Genomic DNA, 19,650 nt, shown 5'->3' on the forward strand with positions numbered 1-19,650 from the left:
AGTGAACACTGTTTAAGTGAGTATCACTTTTTAAGAAAAGCCTGAAATCTGGCTTTCGCTTCATCACTTTTAAGTCTTGCACTAAATTGTTCTAATTCTTGATGCATCTGGTGTTGCACGCGGTTTTTATGTGGTCGCATCAACTGACGGGTGATTTGCAGTGCTTGCGGTGGCTGATTAGCCAGTTTCTTGGCCTGATTTAGGGCATAACCGAGCAACTCTTCTTGGGCGATAACATCGTTAATGATATTCAGCCTGTGCGCGGTATTGGCATCAAAACTTTCGCCGAGCAGCAAGAGCTCCGCCGCCTTTTGATAACCCACCAATTCGGGTAAGAGTAAGCTTGCGCCAGCCTCGGGCACTAGGGCCAAATTCACGAAGGGCAGTTGAAATTTAGCCGTATTGTCGGCATAGACCAAATCACAGTGAAGCAGTACCGTTGTGCCTATGCCAACGGCGGCACCAGAGACGGCGGCGACCAGCGGTTTTTTAAGTTCCAACAGGCAAAATAGGAAGCGCACCGCAGGATGATTTGGACCTAAGTCACTATTTTTCAAAAAGTCAGCAACATCATTGCCCGAGGTGAAACAATTATCTTCGCCATGGAGCATAAAGGCACGAATGTCGTTGTCTGCTTCACCTTCGATCAGGTATTCTGTCAGTTGTTTATACATATTAAGATCAAGTGCATTGCGTTTATCTGGGCGATTAAAGCTGATAATACGAACGCCCTGATCATCCCGAACCTGTATATGACTCATGGGTTGTTTTCCTTTACGACGACATTGGGTAGACATGGAGTTTAAGACATTGAAACCGATATTCAAACAGATGTTTAATTTTGTCGCATTATCCTGTGCCTCATTTTCTGTTTTCGCGAACGTAGTGATGACCGAAGGTCATGTCCGTGCAATGCCTGATACAGTACCAAATACCGCCGCTTACTTTACGCTGGAGAACCATAGCGATAAAACGGTTCGCCTCACCGGAGTGACGACTGAGGTCGCGAAGGAAGCACAATTACATACCATCATCGAAGAACAAGGCATGGTAAAGATGCGCCATGTTGAAGGCTTCGATATTCCCTCCCACGGAAAATTAACCCTCTCGCCGTCTGGAGAGCATGTGATGCTCATCGGACTCAAAGCCCCATTAGCCCTAGATCAGCAAGTTAAACTGCAGTTAGCGTTTGACGATGGCGAGAATATAACGATTACATTGCCTGTTGCTAAGCAGGCCGAGAATGCTGCTGAACATGAGCATCATCACCATCATTAAGGAGTCACTTGATGCAAATAACATGGAAGAAGGTCACCGGAGTTGGTTTATTTGTTGTTTTAATTGGTTATCTAGTCAGTGTGTGGTGGAGTATTGAACCCGATACCCTGACACCACAACAGCTGACGGCCACAGAGAAGAATGTCGTGGGTTATGCAACCACTACGTCGCTGATCCTGACCGTTGAAACACTGCTGGATAAGCAGGGCGGCTGGTTATCGAACGATGTGATGCCCCCTTCGATTTTTATGGATAACATGCCCGCGTTTGAGTACGGCGCTTTAGAGCAAGTCCGTGATTTAGCACTGATTATGCGTAAAGAGTTTAGCCGCTCCCAGTCTCAATCTGCTGCGGATAAGGACCTAAGCGAAGCGCAGGCTAAGCTGAACATTGACCATACCAGTTGGTTAGTGCCCAGCGCCGAGAGCGAATACCGCGATGGCGTTAAGCTGCTCAAGCTATATCGCGCGCGGATGATGGATCCAAACAATCAAGATGCTCAGTTTTACGCCCGTGCCGACAACCTTAACGAGTGGCTCAAAGAAGTCCAAAAACGCTTAGGCAGTATGTCGCAACGCTTATCAGCCAGTGTCGGCCAAGAGCGGTTAAATACCGATTTAGCCGGCGACAATGCTGCGCGCCAATCGACCCCAAATTTAGCTAGCCATCAGGTGAAAACCAGCTGGTGGAAAATTGATGATGTGTTCTATGAGAGCCGTGGTGCCTCGTGGGCGCTGCTGAATTTTATGCGTGCAGTCGAAGTTGACTTTGCCGACGTATTGAAAAAGAAGAATGCTGAGGTCAGCCTGAAACAGATCATTCGTGAGCTGGAGGCGACTCAACAAACGGTTTGGAGCCCTGTGGTACTTAATGGCAGTGGTTTCGGTCTAGTCGCTAATCATTCATTGGTTATGGCTAACTATGTGTCCCGTGCGAATGCCGCGGTGATTGATTTAACGAACTTGCTATCTCAAGGTTAATTATGAAAAAAACACTCCTCGCCAGTGCGGTATTTGGATGCTTAATGGCCACTTCAGCCCAAGCGGCTACTGTGGTTGGATTCAAAATTGGTGGTGATTACTGGCGCGCCGATACCAGCGGTACTTTTGCCGACAAAGGTCAACCACAACAAGGTTTTGACTACAGCTCATCGGCACAAGGTAGCTATTGGGTTGCGGTTGAGCATCCGCTGCCATTTATCCCGAATCTTAAAATTCGTGAAAATAGCTTAGATCAGAAGGGCAGTCTGACGAATGCAGACTTTACCTTCAATGGTCATGATTTTACTGGCAATGTGACCAGCTATACCGATCTGAGCAATACCGATTTTGTGCTGTATTACGAGTTGCTGGATAACGACATTCTGTCTTTGGATCTCGGTGCCGCCTACAAGCTGATGAACGGCTCTCTGCGCGTTCAAGACGCTGGCCATCCTGAAGAGAAAGACGTCGATAGCGGCATTGTGATGGGTTATGCCAGCACGCATGTGAGCATGCCAGGCCTAGGCTTATTCGGTTTTGCGGATTTAATGCTTGGGGTAAACGAGTCTAACGTACATGACTATGCCATCGGCTTAGGCTGGGAGTTTGACGGCGTGGCTGTGGATACCCGTGTACGCGTTGGTTACCGTGAGTTTGCCTTTGATGTGAATAACTTCTCTGGCATCAGCGCTGATACCAAGTTTGACGGTTATTTCGCGGGTGTAGAAATTGATTTCTAAGCGTTAACGCTAATGAATCAGTCATAAAAAAACCGCCATTTAGGCGGTTTTTTTATGGGATGTATCGCTATCTTATTCGGCCTTTAGACCGTTGTTGATAGAGATAACATCGTCTTCATTTAAGGTGCCTGCAGCTTGTTTCAACGCAATAATTGAGTTGATGTAGCTATAGCGTGCATCCGACAATTTACGTTTTGAGTCGTATAGGTCACGGGTACGGTTCAGTACGTCAACAATAGTACGAGTACCAACTTCGAAGCCCGCTTGTGTTGCCTTTAACGCACTTTCAGATGAAATCACTGACTGCTCATAAGCACGGATTGAGCTAATAGAAGCGCCTACGTTGTTGTAGTTGTTACGAACGTTTTTCACCACACTACGGTAGGTTTGCTCTAACTTCTCGCTTGCTTCCACGTATTGGAATTGCGCTTCTTTGACCTGTGAAGTGACTTTAAAGCCTTCGAAAATAGGAATGCTTAAGTTCACACCAACGTTCACATTGTCAAAATCAGGCTCATTCACGTCGCCCGTTTTTTGCTCTAACCCTTTGTTATAGCCAGCGTTTAAGCTAAGAGATGGCATGTGGCCCGCTTTGTAGAGGCTGATGGTCTCTTGGGCGATATCTTTACCGATGCGTTGAGTCATCAGATCGACGCTGTTGGTTTCAGCAATCTTTAGCCACTCACTCGATGATGTCGGTGCTGGTGTTACCGCAGAGAAACGGTTGGTGTCGAGCACGTTAATGGTCTTGTGATCGATACCTGTAATTTCACGCAGGGCTTCGTAGCTGTTGGCTAACGTGTTTTCTGCCAAAATTTCAGTGGCCGAGGCTAAGTCATACTGAGCTTGCGCTTCATGTACGTCGGTAATCGCAGTTAAACCTACGGCAAAACGTTGTTTAGTCTGCTCGAGTTGACGTTCAATCGCACGTTTCTCTGCGCCTTGGAACTCGTAGTTATCTTTCGCCGTTAACACATCAAAGTAGGCTTTAGTTACACGAGTGATCAAATTTTGCAGGGCAGAAGCGTAGTTTGAATCGGCTTGAGAAGCGGCTTTTTCGGCCAGGCTTAAACCAACCCAAGCGCTGTGATCATAGATCACTTGGTTCAGCTTTAGGCTACCGGTTAATCCACTGGTATCGCTCTTAGGATCATTCCATGCTTTGTCATAACCCACGTTAGCGCTGATTGTCGGTAACAGTGGTGCACGGTTTTGTTCGATCTTTTCAAACAAGGCATTACGTTGAGCTTGTGCTTGTAATACTAGCGGGTCGCTCGTCAGTGCTTGTTGATATATTTGCAGTAAATCATCTGCTTGAACCGCTTGAGCGGAAGCCGCGAGAGTTAATGCTGCGCATAGAGAACGGATCTTAAATTTCATTTGCTGTCCTTATTAGACAAATTCTCCAAAAGGAGAAATATGTAACTTCGTTTAGACTAAGTAATGCCTTTACCAAGGCGGTTTGCGCTTCCCGACGCTTCCCGATACAGCTAAAACTTAATGTCGTAGAGTCTAAAAACTCCCACACGTTCAAGTCAACTGCGAAGTGTAACAGATTTTATTTTAAAAATGCGCCAAATTGCCTTGATAATAGGCGAAAATTTAACGGTTAAGGATTGAAATATGAAGCCTGCTGGTTTTTCGAAAACAGATGTTGAAATTCTCGAGACAAAGTCGCTGTATCAGGGCTTTTTTGCCTTGGAGCAGTTTACTTTCAAGCATAAGCTTTTTGCTGGTGGTTGGAGCCAACCTGTGACCCGTGAAGTGTTTGAACGTGGCCATGCTGTGGTGGTTCTTCCCTATGATGTTGCGCGTGACAAGATTGTTTTGATTGAACAAATTCGTTTTCCTGCATTAGCGACCTCTAAATCTCCTTGGCTAATGGAGTTGGTCGCGGGTATGATTGCGCCCGACGAAACGCCACAGGACGTCGCACACCGCGAACTGCTCGAAGAAACAGGCTTAACCGCTCGCAATATGCATTTTGTGAATAGTTATTTGGCAAGTCCAGGTGGCAGTACGGAACGTTTCTATTTCTATTGGGCCGAGGTGGATTCATCCCAGGCGCAAGGTCTGCACGGATTAGCTGACGAACACGAAGATATTCGATTGCATGTGTTAGACCGTGAGGATGCCTATAATGAGGTCGTCAACGGGGCAATAGACAATGCTTCGACCGTAATTGGATTGCAGTGGTTGCAATTAAACTATCAGCAACTGGTTAAAGTTGGATAAAGGTTTGGCTACTTCAACATCGCACCGAAAACCGCGCTACCAACCTAACGTGAGCGACTTTTTAGCGCTATGCGGGCGTAACTACGGCTATATGCAGAAGTGGTTACCGCTCGATATTGAGGTAGGGCAGTCTTGGCAACTCGAAGGTGAAGCGGGTGTATTAGTAATCCGTATTTTAGAAAATACCAAATACACTCAATTAGTTGAGATCTCACGACCAGTTAAAATCATGGAGTTTATTAATACTCCCAAGGTGTTAGTTAGAATTTATCATGATGCTAAATTAGCAGAAGTGTTAACTGGTCAACAGATTTACCAATTGCGCCCAGTGTATGATTATCCCAATTTACGCATGTATCATAGCGATGAAAAGTACCAGGTTAATGCATTCCTGGGGGAGTTATTGAAGATTGGCTGCCAACAACGTTTGGTGTGTCAATCTTAGAATTGGGTATTCAATGTGCTGAAAGAGGCTGTCTCTTACTCCATAGCTGAAGAAGAAAGTGTGCGCATAGTGCAAGTCACTGATCCGCACCTTTTTGCCGATCCTGAGGCTCAGTTATTAGGGGTCAACACCAGTAAAAGTTTTGCTGCTGTGCTTAATACGATTCGTGCTGTCGACTATCCAGCGCATCTGATGTTAGCCACGGGCGATTTAAGCCAAGATTATTCCCCCGAATCCTATCGTCAATTCGTGGCCGCTGTAGCGCCACTCAATTTACCTTGTCATTATCTTCCGGGTAATCATGATGATCCGCGGATTATGTTTTTGCATATGCAGGGTGAGCGGATTTTCGGTCAGCAGCGTATCTTGGTCGGAAAATGGCAAATCTTGATGCTGGACTCCACCGTTCGGGGAAAGCCCGGCGGCAATATGGCCGAGAGTCAATTCGAACTCATTGAACAGGCCATAGCCGCACATCCAGACCGCCATACCTTACTGGTGATGCACCACAACCCTATTTTGGTGAATTGCGCGTGGTTAGACCAACATTGCATGGATAACGGCACTGAGTTTCTCAGACGTGTCGCCCAATACCCGCAGGTTAAAGGGTTACTCTGGGGACATGTGCATCAACAGTTGGATATCGATTACGATGGTCCCCATGGCGCGCTGCAATTAATGGCAACGCCTTCCACTTGTATTCAGTTTAAACCGCAATCGCCTTATTTTGCCCTCGATGGACTGCAACCCGGTTATCGTTTGCTGGAGCTGAAGGCCGATGGTAGCATCTGCACTAATGTGTATCGCGTGCCGGGAAATCTGTTTTCCCCCGATAAAGATTCCAGCGGTTATTAACGCGAGTGACCGCAGCTTGAGGAACTATGCTGCTCTATATTCACGGATTCAACAGTTCACCTTTCTCCGATAAAGCGGTGATGACGGCGCAATATATGGCCGAGCATCACCCTTCCTTAGCATTCCATCAACCGCAATTACCCAATACTCCCAAGGCCGCCATGGCCTTGCTGCTGCAATATGTTGAGGCTGCCAAGCAAGCGGGCGAGCCACTGAGCTTTATCGGCTCATCCTTGGGGGGATATTTTGCCAGTTACTTGGCAGAGCACTATGGTGGCCGTGCTGTGTTGGTGAATCCGGCCGTCAAGCCCTTTGAGCTGTTTGATGAGTTTATGGGGCCGCAATTTAACCCTTATACCGAAGAGCACTATCAGGTATTGCCGGAGCATAAGCAGGAAGTGGCTGAATTTAATACGGCTGTTATCCGCAATCCCGATCGTTTTTTGGTACTATTGCAAACGGGCGATGAAGTGCTGGATTATCGTGAAGCACTGCATAAGTATCACCATTGCCAATTACGGATCGAAGCCGGTGGCGATCACAGTTTTGTGGGTTATGAGCGATATCTGCAAACTGTAAGCCAATTTTTACACTTACCTTGACAAATAGTCATCCAGAGCCGCAACATGGCCGGATATAACAACTTATAGCGTACACTATGACGAATCAATACACCTCTGACGCCATTGAAGTTCTTAACGGACTCGACCCAGTTAAACGCCGTCCAGGTATGTATACCGATACCACCCGACCTAACCACTTAGGCCAAGAGGTCATAGATAACAGTGTGGACGAGGCTTTAGCGGGCCACGCCACTAAAATCGAAGTTGTGCTCCATACTGATAACTCTCTGGAAGTCACCGACGATGGTCGGGGGATGCCGGTAGATATTCACCCTGAAGAAGGCATTCCTGGGGTCGAGCTTATCCTCACTAAACTGCATGCGGGCGGTAAATTTTCGAATAAGAATTACCAATTCTCCGGTGGTTTGCACGGTGTGGGGATTTCGGTGGTTAACGCCCTGTCTCGTCGCGTCGAAGTGACGGTACGCCGTGATGGCCAAGTGTATGATATCGCTTTTGAAAATGGCTTTAAGGTTGAAGAGTTAAAAGTCACTGGTACTTGTGGTCGTCGCAATACTGGTACTCGAGTACATTTCTGGCCCGACGCCAGTTATTTTGATTCGGCGAATTTCTCCAACTCCAAACTCATCTATTTGCTGCGCGCCAAGGCCGTGTTGTGCCCGGGCCTGAGGATCAAATTTACCAATAAACACACCAACGAAGTCCATGAATGGTACTACGAGAGTGGTTTAACGGATTATCTCAAGGCGGCGGTTGGCGATAACCTCATGCTGCCAGAAGAGCCTTTTATTGGCAGCTTTAAAGGACAAATTGAAGCCGCGGATTGGGCCATTACTTGGCTGCCCGAAGGTGGCGATGCGATTAACGAAAGCTATGTTAACTTGATCCCAACGCCATTGGGTGGAACCCACGTGAATGGTTTCCGCCAAGGTTTGCTGGAGTCGATGCGGGAGTTTTGCGAGTTTCGCAATCTTATCCCCCGCGGTATCAAGTTGTCGCCTGAGGATATTTGGGATCGCGCTGCCTTCATTCTCTCGGTGAAGATGCAAGATCCGCAGTTTGCCGGCCAAACCAAAGAGAAACTCTCGAGCCGTCAAAGCTCAGCCTTTGTTTCTGGCATTGTGCGTGACGCGTTTTCGTTGTGGCTTAACTCGAATACCGAATTGGCCGAGTCGCTGGCGGAAATGTGTATCAACAACGCCCAGCGCCGCTTAAAAGCTGCAAAAAAAGTCGCCCGTAAAAAAGTCACTTCTGGCCCGGCATTACCGGGTAAATTGACCGACTGTAGCGGCCAAGATCCGATGCGCGGCGAACTCTTCTTAGTGGAAGGGGATTCTGCGGGTGGCAGTGCTAAGCAGGCACGTGACCGTGAGTTCCAAGCCATTATGCCGCTGCGTGGTAAAATCCTAAACACTTGGGAGGTCGATGCCTCGCAGGTGTTGGCCTCGCAGGAAGTGCACGATATCTCGGTGGCGATTGGTTGCGATCCCGACAGCAACGATATCTCCGAGTTAAGATATGGCAAGATTTGTATTCTCGCCGACGCGGACTCCGACGGGCTACATATTGCAACTTTACTCTGCGCTCTGTTTCTGAAACATTACCGTGTGCTGGTCGAACAGGGCCATGTATATATCGCTATGCCACCGCTGTTCCGTATCGATATAGGTAAGGATGTTTACTACGCCTTAGATGAGGCTGAAAAAGAAGGTATTCTCGACCGTATTACTGCCGAGAATAAAAAGGGTAAGGTCCAAGTTACACGCTTTAAAGGTCTGGGTGAGATGAACCCGCTGCAATTGCGTGAAACGACTATGGATCCAAACACTCGCCGTTTAGTTCAGTTAACCATTGATGATGTAGAAGAAACTGACTCCCTGATGGATATGTTGCTGGCTAAGAAACGTTCGCCCGATCGTAAAACTTGGCTCGAGGATAAGGGTGACATGGCGGTACTTTAATGTTGTGCACTATTGCCGATAACAATAAAACTTAGGCATAAAGAAAATTACCATGTTGTATATAAAAACTAATAATTATAAATATTTAAGGGTGTTCTCTGCCTTCGGGACCCTACTGGCGAGTCTGGCGTTATTTACAAGTCAGACGGCGATAGCGGGGTCTCAGTCGATCATGATTACCGTGTCGAAGGGATTTGGTTTATCCCTTTATGCCTCCGATCTCGGGGATGCAAAACAGATTGCCATGGGCTCAAATGGCACGCTATTTGTGGGTTCCAATAAGAGTGGCACAGTGCATGCGCTCGTTGATAGCAACCAAGATGGTCGTGTCGACAAACGTTATGTGATTGCGAAAGGGCTCGAATCCCCCGACGCGATAGCCTTCCATAATGGCGATCTTTTTGTTGCAACCGAAAACCGTATCGTACGTTTTATTGATATCGAGCAGCGCTTGCGCCGTCCGACTCGCCCGAAAGAGATCTACAGCGATCTGCCAGAATCTGATAAGAAAAGTGCCCGAGCGATGAATTTTGGCCCCGATGGCCGCTTGTATGTTTCCATCGGTGCCCCGTGCAACGTGTGTGAGGCGAGTGCGCCCTACAGCAGCATAATTGCGATTAATGTCGATACTGGAGCAAGTGAGCAGATTGCTCTAGGCGTACGTGATGCGACCGGATTTGACTGGTCTCCCCAAGATGGCAAGTTATGGTTTGCCGACCAAGGCCGTGATTGGATGGGGGATAATTTACCGCCCGATGAAATCAACCGGGTCGATGTGATTGGCAGCCATTATGGTTTCCCGTATTTGCACGCTTCGTCTGTGGTCGAGCCTGCCTACGAAAAACCTAAGAATTTAAAAATTACCGTCCCAGTGTATGAACTGCCAGCCCATGTTGCACCGACGGGCCTCGCGTTTTACCGTGGTAAGCAATTCCCTGAGATCTACCATAATCAATTGTTTGTTGCTGAAAATGGTTCTTGGAACCGTTCAAGCAAAGTGGGTTATCAGATCGTCATGTTGAAACTCGAGAATGAGCAAGTTGTCAGCCGAGAAACCGTAGTGAGTTTTCTTGATGGCGAGTTTCCCGTTGCCCGTCCCTATGCCTTGTTATCGGGGGAAGATGGCGCAATGTACATCTCGGATGATTTGAAAGGTAACCTGTATCGGCTGTTCTATAAGGATGGCGATAATACTGAAGAACCACAGGAACTAGAAGAAAATGAGTGACGCGATCAAGTTAAGCTTAGATGGCGTAGAGCAGATGCCCCTGCGGCGCTTTACCGAAGAAGCTTATCTGAACTATTCCATGTACGTCATCATGGACCGAGCCTTGCCCCATATTGGTGACGGGCTTAAGCCGGTGCAGCGGCGGATTATTTATGCCATGAGTGAGCTCGGGTTATCGGCTCAGTCAAAACATAAAAAATCAGCCCGTACCGTCGGTGACGTATTAGGTAAGTACCATCCCCATGGCGACAGCGCGTGTTATGAGGCTATGGTGCTGATGGCGCAGCCATTTTCTTACCGTTATCCGCTAGTCGATGGTCAAGGCAACTGGGGTGCGCCAGATGATCCTAAGTCCTTCGCCGCGATGCGTTATACCGAGGCGCGCCTGTCTAAGTTCTCCGAAGTATTATTGTCTGAGCTGGGACAAGGTACGGTCGAATGGGGCGCTAACTTCGATGGCACCTTGAAAGAGCCTAAAGTGCTGCCCGCACGTTTACCGCATATTTTACTCAATGGCATCACGGGTATCGCTGTCGGTATGGCAACGGATATTCCGCCCCATAACGCCAGAGAGTTAGTCAATGCCTGTGTGGCGCTGCTTGACGATCCTAAACTCGAACTTGAACAGTTGATGGGTTATGTGCCAGGACCGGATTATCCGACCGAGGCCGAGATCATCACGCCAGCGGCCGACATTGCCAAAGTCTATGAAACCGGTCGCGGTTCCTTAAAGGCTCGCGCCGTGTATAGCGTCGATGCCGGAGAGATAGTGATCACCGCGCTGCCGCACCAAGCCAGTAGCGGCAAAATTTTGGAGCAGATCGCCGCCCAGATGCAGGCGAAAAAGCTGCCTATGGTGGCGGACTTACGTGATGAGTCTGACCACGAAAACCCTGTGCGACTAGTGGTGGTGCCGCGTTCAAATCGCGTCGATTGCGATCAACTGATGGCGCACTTGTTTGCGACTACAGATCTCGAGAAAAGCTTTAGGGTAAACCTGAACGTCTTGGGCTTAGATGGTCGTCCACGCGTCAAAGGATTAAAAGAGCTATTAACCGAATGGTTAGAGTTCCGTGTCGATACCGTAAGACGTCGTCTCGAGTATCGCCTCGATAAAGTCTTAGCAAGGTTACATATCCTCGAAGCCTTGATGATAGCTTTCCTCAATATCGATGAAGTGATTGAAATCATTCGCTTCCACGATGAGCCAAAGGCCGAGTTAATGGCGCGTTTTAACCTGACGGATAGGCAAGCCGAAGCCATCCTCGAGTTAAAGTTACGTCATTTAGCCAAGTTAGAAGAGTTTAAAATCAAGGCCGAGCAGGATGAGCTTGAGGCCGAGCGTGAGAAATTAGAGCAGTTATTAAGCTCAGATCGCCGCTTAAAAACCTTGATCAAGAAAGAATTAATTCAAGATGGCGAAACCTATGGCGACGATCGCCGCTCACCGATTGTTGAGCGCCATGAGTCCCGCGCCTTAACCGAGCAGGAGCTGACGCCGAGCGAGCCAGTGACTGTGGTGTTATCTGAAAAAGGCTGGGTGCGTTGCGCTAAGGGCCATGATATTGACGCCGAGTCTTTGTCCTATAAGGCGGGGGATCAATATCTATGCAGTGCGATGGGGCGCAGTAACCAAGCGGCGGTATTTATTGATTCATCGGGACGCGCCTTTGCGACCGACAGTCACAGCCTGCCATCGGCGAGGAGCCAAGGCGAGCCCATCACCACGCGCTTTAATATGGCGCCGGGTGAAACCATGCAGCATGTGATTTTGGGTGAAGACGAGCAATGTTTCCTGCTCGCCACCGATGCAGGTTACGGTTTTATCTGTACTTATAACGATATGGTGTCACGTAACAAGGCGGGTAAAGCCCTGTTAAGTTTACCGCCGAATGCCAAGTCCTTGCCACCTAGACCGATTGACCGCAATCGCGAGATGTCGATTCTTGCCATTACCAATGAAGGGCGTATGTTACTGTTTTCATTGGAAGCATTACCACAGTTGTCTAAGGGTAAGGGTAACAAGATTATCGGTATTCCGAGTGAGCGCGCTAAGAATCGTGAAGAGTTGATGACCCACTTACAACTTGTGCCAACAGACACTTCGGTCACCTTATGGGCGGGTAAGCGTAAACTCACCTTAAAACCGAGCGATTTAGAGCATTATCGGGGTGAACGTGGCCGCCGCGGCGCCAAGTTACCACGCGGGTTACAACGTGTTGATAGTGTTGAATTAGGCGAAGGTGCAGAGGTTTTACCTAGCATTTAACGCTCATTTGAGCTTGCGTAAAGTTAGTCGCAACAAGTTAATAAAAGCCACTCAAGTGTCACTTGAGTGGCTTTTTTATGACAATCACTCAGTACTTTGTACTAAATTTGAGGTATAAAAAAACCTACCGCAAGCGGTAGGTTTTTTCGCTAATATCTTTTAAGAAGGATATTAGAAGTCGTAACGTACACCTACAGAGAATACGTTGTCGTCTTGTAAGTCGATTTTAGCGCCAGTAGTGTCTTTATAGTCGCCTTTGTACATTGAGTACTGGCCATACACCATAGTTGATTTGGATAAACGGTAGTCAGCGCCAACGTTGATATTGTTTACGCTAATATCGTCAGCACCTGCTTTGCCTAACGTGCTGTAATATTTACCGAAACCAGCTTCATCGTAGCCGTATTCAGCTTTCAGGTTCACACCGTTCAGATCGTAAGATACGTTCACGAAGTAAGTGTTACCGTCGATAGCGCTATCAGTTACGCTTTCAGAGTTTTGGAATAAACCACCGAGTTTGAACTGACCTAATTTAGCCTGGGCTACACCACGGTATGCATCAACACCAGCGATACCTTTGTTGTAAGCAACAGCTACATAGTAGTTTTGCTCTTTGAACTTACTATCACCTAGAGTTGCACTCAGAGCGTATAAGCTTTCATTGGTATCTGGAGCAGGTTTTCCGTCTATTTTTTCATCGTTGTTATCATCGAACAGGTAGTTAGCATTTAATGTCACTAAACCACCGAGTTTAGGTGAGAAGTACCATACACCATCGGCACTACGAGTTTGAGCGCTAACTAAACGGTCGATATCCGCGTTGGTGTTACCGAAAATATCTACGCCGCCTTCAGCTTGCTTGAATACTGTGTCATTACGACCGACTAATACAGTACCTGCATTGGTTTTTAAACCTAAGTAAGTGTTACGAGCTTTGAACACGTCACCTGAGCCAGAAGTGCTTTCAACTTGGAATTCCATTTGATAAACAACGTCATAGCCATCAGCAATCTTCTCAGTACCTTTAACACCTAATAAAGAGAAGTTGTTTTCTAAATAGGTACCAGCGTTATTCTCATCGGCATAGTTTGAGTTTAAGCCGTTTGTGCCAGATTGTAGAGTTGCACCTGTTTCAGTATTAGTTACAGCAAGCTCTAAACGACCGTAGAAGCTTGGGCCTTCGGCTAGCGCACCGAATGAAGCCAGCGCTAATACTGATGCAACTGATGCAGAGATGAATGTCTTTTTCATGTTTTGTGCTCCCTCGAACCTAAGTTCTTTTCCATTTTTCATGGTTTTTGTGTGGTTTAACACATTTGTTACTGGAATCGGTAACAAAGTTGCCGCCGATTTTTACAGTTTTACGACTTGCAGGCTGTGTTGCAGATCATGTTTTTGGCTCTCCTTGTCCATATTCGGGGTTTTTTAGGATATTTCCTTATATCTCAACCGCAAATTGGAGTGAAAGTGGTAAAACAGTATTTTTCACTTACTACTAAAGAGGTAGGTAAAGCGCTGTGGCTTAAGTGAGTCGGCGAGGCTAACTGTAGCATATACTAATGTTGTCGCAAGTTTGTCATAAATGGGGTGGGAGAATGCTATTTAGTATGAGATACAATAAAAAAGCGGCCAAAGCCGCTTTTTTATCAAATATTATCTGTTTCGAATTAGAATAATACTATTAAAAATCAATACGTAAACCTACAGTAAACACGTTGTCGTCTAGGTCTTGTTTTGTACCTGCTAGCATAAGGTCGCCGTCGAAGCGAGTGTAGTGACCATAGACCATAGTCTTAGTGCTAAGTCGGTAATCTGCGCCTACTGTGAGCTGTTGAAGGTCGACATCACTCACTTGTTCGAGGTTACCGCTGTCTTGGCTGCCGACAAAACGGCTGACATATTTGCCTAAACCAGAGTCATCTTTGCCGTAAACCAGCTTGAGTTTCAAATTATCCATCAGATAAGCAGCATTGACAAAATAGGTCTCACCCGAGAGATTTGAGAATCTGTCGTCAATATGCTCGCTGTGCTGATAAATGGCACCAAAGAGGAAATCGCCAAATTTTGCTTGGGCAACACCACGGTAGGCTTCGATATTTTCGATGCCATCGTTATAGGCCGCCGCAACATAGTAATTATGGGTTTTAAAGGTCTTGTCGCCTAAAGTGGTGCTTAAGGCATACATTTGATCTTGGTTATAAACTTCGTTGCCTTGGCTATCGCGTTGATCGTAGTTGTCACTCATCAGATAGGTGGCGTTGAGGGTGATAAGATCGGCGATCTTAGGCGAATAATAGGAAATGCCATCGGCTGAGCGCGTTTGGCCTGCCAATAACAGGTCGATGTCGGCGTTGGTGTTGCCAAACAAATCAAAACCGCCTTCGGACGCTTTAAATACCGTATCGTTACGGCCCGCTAAAACGGTACCCGCAACGCTTCTCACCCCAAGGAAGGTATTACGTGCATTGAAGGTTTTATTCGAGTTATCAAAATTTTCTACGCCAAATTCCATTTGATAGATGATATCAAAGTAAGGGCTTACGCTTTCAGAGCCTTTGACACCCACCCAAGAAAAGTTGTTTTCGAGTACTGTGCCATCTTTCTGATTTTGAGTGGCGTAACCTTTTTCTGAGTCGGTGATACTCAGGTCGACATGGCCGTAAAATTCAGGGCCATCGGCCAGTGAGTTAAATGAGCAAAATGCGAGACTAGCGGCAATCGCTGTAGTGAGCAGATTCTTTTTCATCTTCATTTTCCTGTACTTATATCATTATTTTATGCAGCAAGAGTTATCTCTTTTTACTGCGGAGTGTGGAGCTTTGGTGCTGCGCAGTGTGACAGGCAAACGAATTAAAAATGTGATCTTGATCACTTGATGTTGAAATGGCTCTGTTTTTAACACTATGTTTTACAAGGTTAAAACGAACTTTTAATCTGAGTTTACCTAATATATGAGCCTATGATTCAGGAAAGTGCCAATCACTACATTTGCCGCACTTTTGTATCTGAGTGCAACTTGGCACACCTAGGTCGAGATAGATTTCGGTTTTTGGCCCAAATCGTATAAAATCCACGGCGCATTTTTATTGCGTTACGCTGCTGTAGATTGTCTTTTACATCCTCTAAGGTGGCCATTGTTAGTTAGATATAAGGTAAGTATTGATGACTGAAGCCTATCAGAATCGCTTTAGTGGCATTGGCCGCTTGTACGGGCAAAAGGCGCTCGCTAAATTTGCCGCCTCCCATGTGGTGGTGATTGGCATTGGCGGCGTTGGCACATGGGCGGCGGAGGCGTTGGCACGCAGTGGTATTGGCCAAATTACCCTGATTGATTTGGATGATATCTGTGTAACGAACACGAACCGTCAAATTCATGCTCTGTCATCGACGATTGGCGAGTCTAAAGTGGCTGTGATGGCGCAGCGGATCCGTGCGATCAATCCCGATTGTCAAATCAATGAAGTGGAAGACTTTATTACGGTCGATAACCTTGGCGAGTATTTGCTTGGGGCCAAGGCGGGTGGCAATATTGATTATGTAGTGGATTGTATTGATGCGGTTAAGCAAAAGGCGGCGCTGATTGCTTGGTGTAAACGCCAAAAAATTAAGATTGTGACCGTTGGCGGCGCGGGTGGCCAAACCGATCCAACACAGATCCAGCTTACCGATCTGGCTAAAACCTACCAAGATCCTTTACTGGCCAAAGTGCGTAATATTTTGCGCCGCGAATATAACTTTTCCAAAAATGTGCAGCGCCGTTTTGCCGTCGATGCAGTGTTTTCCAGTGAGCAATTAGTTTATCCTCAAGCCGATGGCTCCGTGTGTAGCAGCAAAGCGACGGCCGATGGTTCTATGCGCATGGATTGTGCCTCTGGCTTTGGCGCCGTCACTATGGTGACTGGGACTTTTGGCTTTGTGGCGGCCAGTCGGGTACTTGCTAGGCTCGCTCAAATTGCAAATGAACCCGTTGCAAATGAACCAGCTGCGAGTGAATAAGCGGTAATCGATAAGATAAAGTCTCAAGGTTAAAAACTAAATCCACAGCCAATGCTGTGGATTTTTGTTTAGTGGCACCAGTGTTTGCTTGACTCGCCTTCCACTCACGCCACTTGCGATCAAACTCGTTATCAAGCGCACCATCAAATTGTAAAGTCATGGTGTGTGGTCAGTTTAGGCGCATCACACTGGGTAAGGGGAATACGAATATTGAATTTAGCGCCTCCCAGTGCCGAGTCTGCTTGGTAGTTCATGGTGCCCTTTAGCAGTGTGGCGGCATTAAAGGCGGCGGATAAGCCTAAGCCTGTGCCACCTTTACTCCTGTTGGTGGTGAAAAAGGGTTCAAACATATGCTCTGCCACTTCGGGGGGGATGGCGATACCATTGTTTTCAATGCTGATATTGACATAGTCTTGCTCTAAATTCGCTGTGATCTGAATTTGGTTATTCTGTCTATCCTGGAAGGCATGGGTGAAGGCGTTGGAGAGAATATTACTGACGATTTGATTGAGCAGGCTGACATTGGTCTGGATATTGAGTGTTGGCGTAACCTGTAGCTGGGTTTGTACGCTGACCTTGGGATACATGATTAAGGTCGATTCTAGGATCTCCTTAAGCTGGCTTTGCAGATTAATACATTGATGTTCTTCGTGACTACGATCGATGGCGATCGTTTTAAATTTTTGGATCAGGCTGCTGGCTTTGGTGATATTACGGACGATAAGCTCACAGCTTTCTTGATACTCATCTAAGATGGCGTTGATTTCGTCGAGGGTGGCGTGTTCGCTGTGAATGAGGTCAATCAGCTCTTCGATATGGTTTAGTTGAGTGCTAGCCGCCGTCAAACAAATGCCGATCGGCGTATTGATCTCATGGGCAACCCCAGAGACGAGCCCACCCAAGGCGGCCATTTTTTCCTGCTCGACTAATACTTGCTGCGCCCGTTTTAGCGCCGTTAATGACTGCTCTAATTCTTGGGTTCTTTCTTTGACCTGTCTTGCGAGCTCTTCCTTATAACTCCGTTCGAGTTTCAGCAACCGTTCTCTGTCTTCTAAGGCGGTTTGCAGTTCGGCTTTAGAGTTTTTCAGTGCCTCAAAGGAGCTGCGAAGCTGATCCTGCATGCTGTTGATGGCATCGGCGACTTGCTTAAACTCATCGACCTTGTCTTTACGTTCAAATTGTAGTGGTTCAAAGTCGGTATCTAAGTCGATGCGTTTGCAGTAATTGCTCAGTTTGTCGAGATGTTTAGTGATGTTGTACCAGACGAGAAACAGGATAAATCCCGCGACTAAGAAGGTTTTAATGCCATTGGAGAGCAGAATGAGGATCGCTTTATCGTAGAGACGTTGATAGATAGCATCCATATCCACTTGCACTTCTAAACTGCCGACATTGATATTATCCGTGGGCGACTTATACACCAGAGTAAAGGTTTTACTGAGCGTGTGGTTTTGCTTTTGCTCGCCAGAATTCCATGACTGACCACTATCATCTTTGATTGAAATGTAATTGATATCAGGTAGTTGGATAAGGCCATTCAGTTGAGTATTAATCAGTCTTTCATCGATAACCCAAATGCTGGCGGCGAGGACATCGAGGTTCGCTTTTTCAATATTGGAGAATACACGGTCGATGCGAGTGACATCGCCGCGGTAGTCGCTGATCAGTTGGTAGGCGGTTGTCATTAAGGTAATCAGAGAGCTGAACAGCACGATAGACAAGGTAAGATGCCTGCCTATCGGGCTTTTAATAAATTGACTAAAGAATGTCAGCATCTAAATAGTCTTTATCTGATAGCGAGTTGGATGCTTATAAGCATAGACTCAAGCATCTAGATTGTGCATTTTATCCCCATGAAATATCCCGCAATTTTGACTGATACAGTGGCATCAAACTTGCTTGATGCCGTCTAAGTTCAATTTTTTGTCGCTGGGATAACATTATGATTAAACTCAAACTGGATTCAGTGAAATTGTTTAGCCCTAAAAAGATGATGTTTCGAGTCATGTTATGGCTAATGGTCAGCTGCGCTGTGTTATTGGCGATCCCATCGAATGTGCTCGCCTTGTTGGCACTGGATAAATTCGTCCCCGAGCATGCCCATTTCGTTGGCCTAGGACTGATCATTTCAATTGCTTATTTCTTAACGCAGTTATTAAACCTTGGCTTAGATGAGTCGATTCGTCATTTAAGTGATAAACGCGTGACGGAAACGATTGAGGCTAAGGTCAATCTGATGGACCGTGCCGAGCGAGCCCTCTTGCGGGAGTTCTTTTTACAGGGCGCCACCATTTTGACATTGCCGCAAAATGAACCCGCAGTAAAAAGCTTACTGAATGCCTGCATCCTCGAATGTTTAGGCAATGAGCGCCATTATGCGATCCAAGGTCCTACGGCGGATTATAAAATTTCGATGAAGGCACGCATGTATCTGAATCGTGGCGTACTGCGTTTACCTGCAGGAGAGCTGAGCCAGGAAGAAATGCAGCACTTGATTAAAGCGCGTCCGCAGTTCTTAAATGGGGTAGTGCAAAGCCGTAAACACGCCGCTTAATGCGGGTTGTGCTCTAAAGCAGAAATCACAGGCACAAAAAATGGGGGTTAGATTAACCCCCATAACAACGTGCAATTTTTACAATGAACAGAATAACAATTTGGAAGCAAAAACTACGATTGTTGCGCGGACTTCACAATGAACATCCAAGTGATATAAGAAATTATCCCTATAGTGCTAAAGATAACGATCATTGAGAGTAAACCAATTGGGTTACCGAACATTAAATCTAACCAAAATGCCATGATTGAAATCCTCTTTCCTGTGAAGTCCCCCTTACACTAGCGCCCTTAGCGGTTGTAAATACTGATCTCGATCAATAAAAAATCGACATCTTAAAACAATGTTGTAACTACAGATTAACCCTGTGATCTGGCTCAAATTTAGCGCTTGGTAAAATACAGCTAAAGTCATTCCTTCGGGCTTTGTTTCTTGTTTCATTCGCGACTAGTCTTAAGAGTATCGAGTACGAAAAAATCATTAAATGATACAAAGATCTGTTGGTTACCAACGAGTTTGTTCTCG

General features: G+C 46.6%; 18 protein-coding genes. 12 read left to right on the forward strand and 6 right to left on the reverse strand.

Annotated elements, in window-relative coordinates; translation table 11 throughout:
* Positions 1-23 precede the first annotated feature (23 nt).
* Positions 24-761, reverse strand: a complete 738-nt coding sequence (locus N7386_RS03690) for an enoyl-CoA hydratase-related protein (protein ID WP_088211083.1) — start codon at positions 759-761, stop codon at positions 24-26.
* 34 nt (positions 762-795) lie between these two features.
* Here N7386_RS03690 and N7386_RS03695 point away from each other — a divergent pair, with 34 nt between their 5' ends.
* From N7386_RS03695 to N7386_RS03705, 3 genes are read left to right on the forward strand one after another with little or no spacing between them, the layout of a single operon-like run.
* On the forward strand, positions 796-1,278 hold the full coding sequence (locus N7386_RS03695) for a copper chaperone PCu(A)C (protein ID WP_279767093.1): 483 nt from the start codon (positions 796-798) through the stop codon (positions 1,276-1,278).
* An 11-nt stretch (positions 1,279-1,289) separates the two neighbouring features.
* Positions 1,290-2,258 (forward strand): DUF2333 family protein, encoded by a 969-nt coding sequence (locus N7386_RS03700; protein ID WP_011623977.1) that lies wholly within the window; start codon positions 1,290-1,292, stop codon positions 2,256-2,258.
* A gap of 2 nt (positions 2,259-2,260) precedes the next feature.
* The gene (locus tag N7386_RS03705) at positions 2,261-2,998 is read left to right on the forward strand and encodes a TIGR04219 family outer membrane beta-barrel protein (protein WP_279767094.1); all 738 of its coding nucleotides are present in this window, start codon (positions 2,261-2,263) and stop codon (positions 2,996-2,998) included.
* A gap of 72 nt (positions 2,999-3,070) precedes the next feature.
* On the opposite strand, the gene tolC is transcribed toward N7386_RS03705, so the two are convergent.
* Complete coding sequence (gene tolC / locus N7386_RS03710) at positions 3,071-4,378, reverse strand: outer membrane channel protein TolC (protein ID WP_011623975.1); 1,308 nt, start codon at positions 4,376-4,378, stop codon at positions 3,071-3,073.
* Positions 4,379-4,621: 243 nt separating this feature from the next.
* Here tolC and nudF point away from each other — a divergent pair, with 243 nt between their 5' ends.
* Genes nudF through parC form a run of 7 tightly spaced genes read left to right on the forward strand, consistent with a single transcriptional unit; the run spans position 4,622 to position 12,575 of the window.
* Positions 4,622-5,233, forward strand: coding sequence for an ADP-ribose diphosphatase (gene nudF, locus N7386_RS03715; RefSeq protein ID WP_011623974.1), 612 nt, complete (start codon positions 4,622-4,624; stop codon positions 5,231-5,233).
* A 4-nt stretch (positions 5,234-5,237) separates the two neighbouring features.
* The gene (locus N7386_RS03720; RefSeq protein ID WP_041417110.1) at positions 5,238-5,678 is read left to right on the forward strand and encodes a DUF1249 domain-containing protein; all 441 of its coding nucleotides are present in this window, start codon (positions 5,238-5,240) and stop codon (positions 5,676-5,678) included.
* Between the two features lie 15 nt (positions 5,679-5,693).
* On the forward strand, positions 5,694-6,533 hold the full coding sequence (gene cpdA / locus N7386_RS03725; RefSeq protein ID WP_279767095.1) for a 3',5'-cyclic-AMP phosphodiesterase: 840 nt from the start codon (positions 5,694-5,696) through the stop codon (positions 6,531-6,533).
* A 26-nt stretch (positions 6,534-6,559) separates the two neighbouring features.
* Positions 6,560-7,135, forward strand: coding sequence for a YqiA/YcfP family alpha/beta fold hydrolase (locus N7386_RS03730; protein ID WP_279767096.1), 576 nt, complete (start codon positions 6,560-6,562; stop codon positions 7,133-7,135).
* Between the two features lie 56 nt (positions 7,136-7,191).
* Positions 7,192-9,078 (forward strand): DNA topoisomerase IV subunit B, encoded by a 1,887-nt coding sequence (gene parE, locus N7386_RS03735; RefSeq protein ID WP_086901999.1) that lies wholly within the window; start codon positions 7,192-7,194, stop codon positions 9,076-9,078.
* 52 nt (positions 9,079-9,130) lie between these two features.
* The gene (locus N7386_RS03740) at positions 9,131-10,306 is read left to right on the forward strand and encodes a PQQ-dependent sugar dehydrogenase (protein ID WP_279767097.1); all 1,176 of its coding nucleotides are present in this window, start codon (positions 9,131-9,133) and stop codon (positions 10,304-10,306) included.
* Complete coding sequence (gene parC, locus N7386_RS03745; protein ID WP_279767098.1) at positions 10,299-12,575, forward strand: DNA topoisomerase IV subunit A; 2,277 nt, start codon at positions 10,299-10,301, stop codon at positions 12,573-12,575. Before N7386_RS03740 ends, parC begins: the two co-directional genes overlap by 8 nt.
* Positions 12,576-12,746: 171 nt before the next feature.
* On the opposite strand, the gene N7386_RS03750 is transcribed toward parC, so the two are convergent.
* Together N7386_RS03750 and N7386_RS03755 are read right to left on the reverse strand one after the other, a co-directional pair.
* Entirely contained in the window at positions 12,747-13,826 is a 1,080-nt protein-coding gene (locus N7386_RS03750) for a porin (RefSeq protein WP_011715893.1), read from the reverse strand.
* Positions 13,827-14,256: 430 nt separating this feature from the next.
* Entirely contained in the window at positions 14,257-15,321 is a 1,065-nt protein-coding gene (locus N7386_RS03755) for a porin (RefSeq protein WP_279767099.1), read from the reverse strand.
* Between the two features lie 416 nt (positions 15,322-15,737).
* Here N7386_RS03755 and tcdA point away from each other — a divergent pair, with 416 nt between their 5' ends.
* A complete protein-coding gene (gene tcdA / locus N7386_RS03760) occupies positions 15,738-16,571 on the forward strand; it encodes a tRNA cyclic N6-threonylcarbamoyladenosine(37) synthase TcdA (RefSeq protein WP_279767100.1) in 834 nt (277 codons plus the stop codon).
* Between the two features lie 143 nt (positions 16,572-16,714).
* On the opposite strand, the gene N7386_RS03765 is transcribed toward tcdA, so the two are convergent.
* On the reverse strand, positions 16,715-18,346 hold the full coding sequence (locus tag N7386_RS03765) for an ATP-binding protein (RefSeq protein ID WP_279767101.1): 1,632 nt from the start codon (positions 18,344-18,346) through the stop codon (positions 16,715-16,717).
* A 167-nt stretch (positions 18,347-18,513) separates the two neighbouring features.
* Between N7386_RS03765 and N7386_RS03770 the strand changes: the two genes are divergently transcribed.
* Positions 18,514-19,125, forward strand: a complete 612-nt coding sequence (locus N7386_RS03770) for a superinfection exclusion B family protein (protein ID WP_279767102.1) — start codon at positions 18,514-18,516, stop codon at positions 19,123-19,125.
* A gap of 113 nt (positions 19,126-19,238) precedes the next feature.
* Here N7386_RS03770 and N7386_RS03775 read toward each other — a convergent pair whose 3' ends face one another.
* Positions 19,239-19,370 (reverse strand): DUF3149 domain-containing protein, encoded by a 132-nt coding sequence (locus N7386_RS03775; RefSeq protein WP_011715898.1) that lies wholly within the window; start codon positions 19,368-19,370, stop codon positions 19,239-19,241.
* Positions 19,371-19,650 lie beyond the last annotated feature (280 nt).

It is taken from the genome of Shewanella sp. GD04112, assembly GCF_029835735.1.
In the GTDB taxonomy this organism is placed as follows: Bacteria; Pseudomonadota; Gammaproteobacteria; order Enterobacterales; family Shewanellaceae; genus Shewanella.

Coding starts and splice junctions, on each gene's coding strand:
- N7386_RS03690 (WP_088211083.1), bottom strand. CDS start 761: ATGAGTCATATACAGGTTCGGGATGATCAGGGCGTTCGTATTATCAGC.
- N7386_RS03695 (WP_279767093.1), top strand. CDS start 796: ATGGAGTTTAAGACATTGAAACCGATATTCAAACAGATGTTTAATTTT.
- N7386_RS03700 (WP_011623977.1), top strand. CDS start 1,290: ATGCAAATAACATGGAAGAAGGTCACCGGAGTTGGTTTATTTGTTGTT.
- N7386_RS03705 (WP_279767094.1), top strand. CDS start 2,261: ATGAAAAAAACACTCCTCGCCAGTGCGGTATTTGGATGCTTAATGGCC.
- tolC (WP_011623975.1), bottom strand. CDS start 4,378: ATGAAATTTAAGATCCGTTCTCTATGCGCAGCATTAACTCTCGCGGCT.
- nudF (WP_011623974.1), top strand. CDS start 4,622: ATGAAGCCTGCTGGTTTTTCGAAAACAGATGTTGAAATTCTCGAGACA.
- N7386_RS03730 (WP_279767096.1), top strand. CDS start 6,560: ATGCTGCTCTATATTCACGGATTCAACAGTTCACCTTTCTCCGATAAA.
- parE (WP_086901999.1), top strand. CDS start 7,192: ATGACGAATCAATACACCTCTGACGCCATTGAAGTTCTTAACGGACTC.
- N7386_RS03740 (WP_279767097.1), top strand. CDS start 9,131: ATGTTGTATATAAAAACTAATAATTATAAATATTTAAGGGTGTTCTCT.
- parC (WP_279767098.1), top strand. CDS start 10,299: ATGAGTGACGCGATCAAGTTAAGCTTAGATGGCGTAGAGCAGATGCCC.
- N7386_RS03750 (WP_011715893.1), bottom strand. CDS start 13,826: ATGAAAAAGACATTCATCTCTGCATCAGTTGCATCAGTATTAGCGCTG.
- N7386_RS03755 (WP_279767099.1), bottom strand. CDS start 15,321: ATGAAAAAGAATCTGCTCACTACAGCGATTGCCGCTAGTCTCGCATTT.
- tcdA (WP_279767100.1), top strand. CDS start 15,738: ATGACTGAAGCCTATCAGAATCGCTTTAGTGGCATTGGCCGCTTGTAC.
- N7386_RS03765 (WP_279767101.1), bottom strand. CDS start 18,346: ATGCTGACATTCTTTAGTCAATTTATTAAAAGCCCGATAGGCAGGCAT.
- N7386_RS03770 (WP_279767102.1), top strand. CDS start 18,514: ATGATTAAACTCAAACTGGATTCAGTGAAATTGTTTAGCCCTAAAAAG.
- N7386_RS03775 (WP_011715898.1), bottom strand. CDS start 19,370: ATGGCATTTTGGTTAGATTTAATGTTCGGTAACCCAATTGGTTTACTC.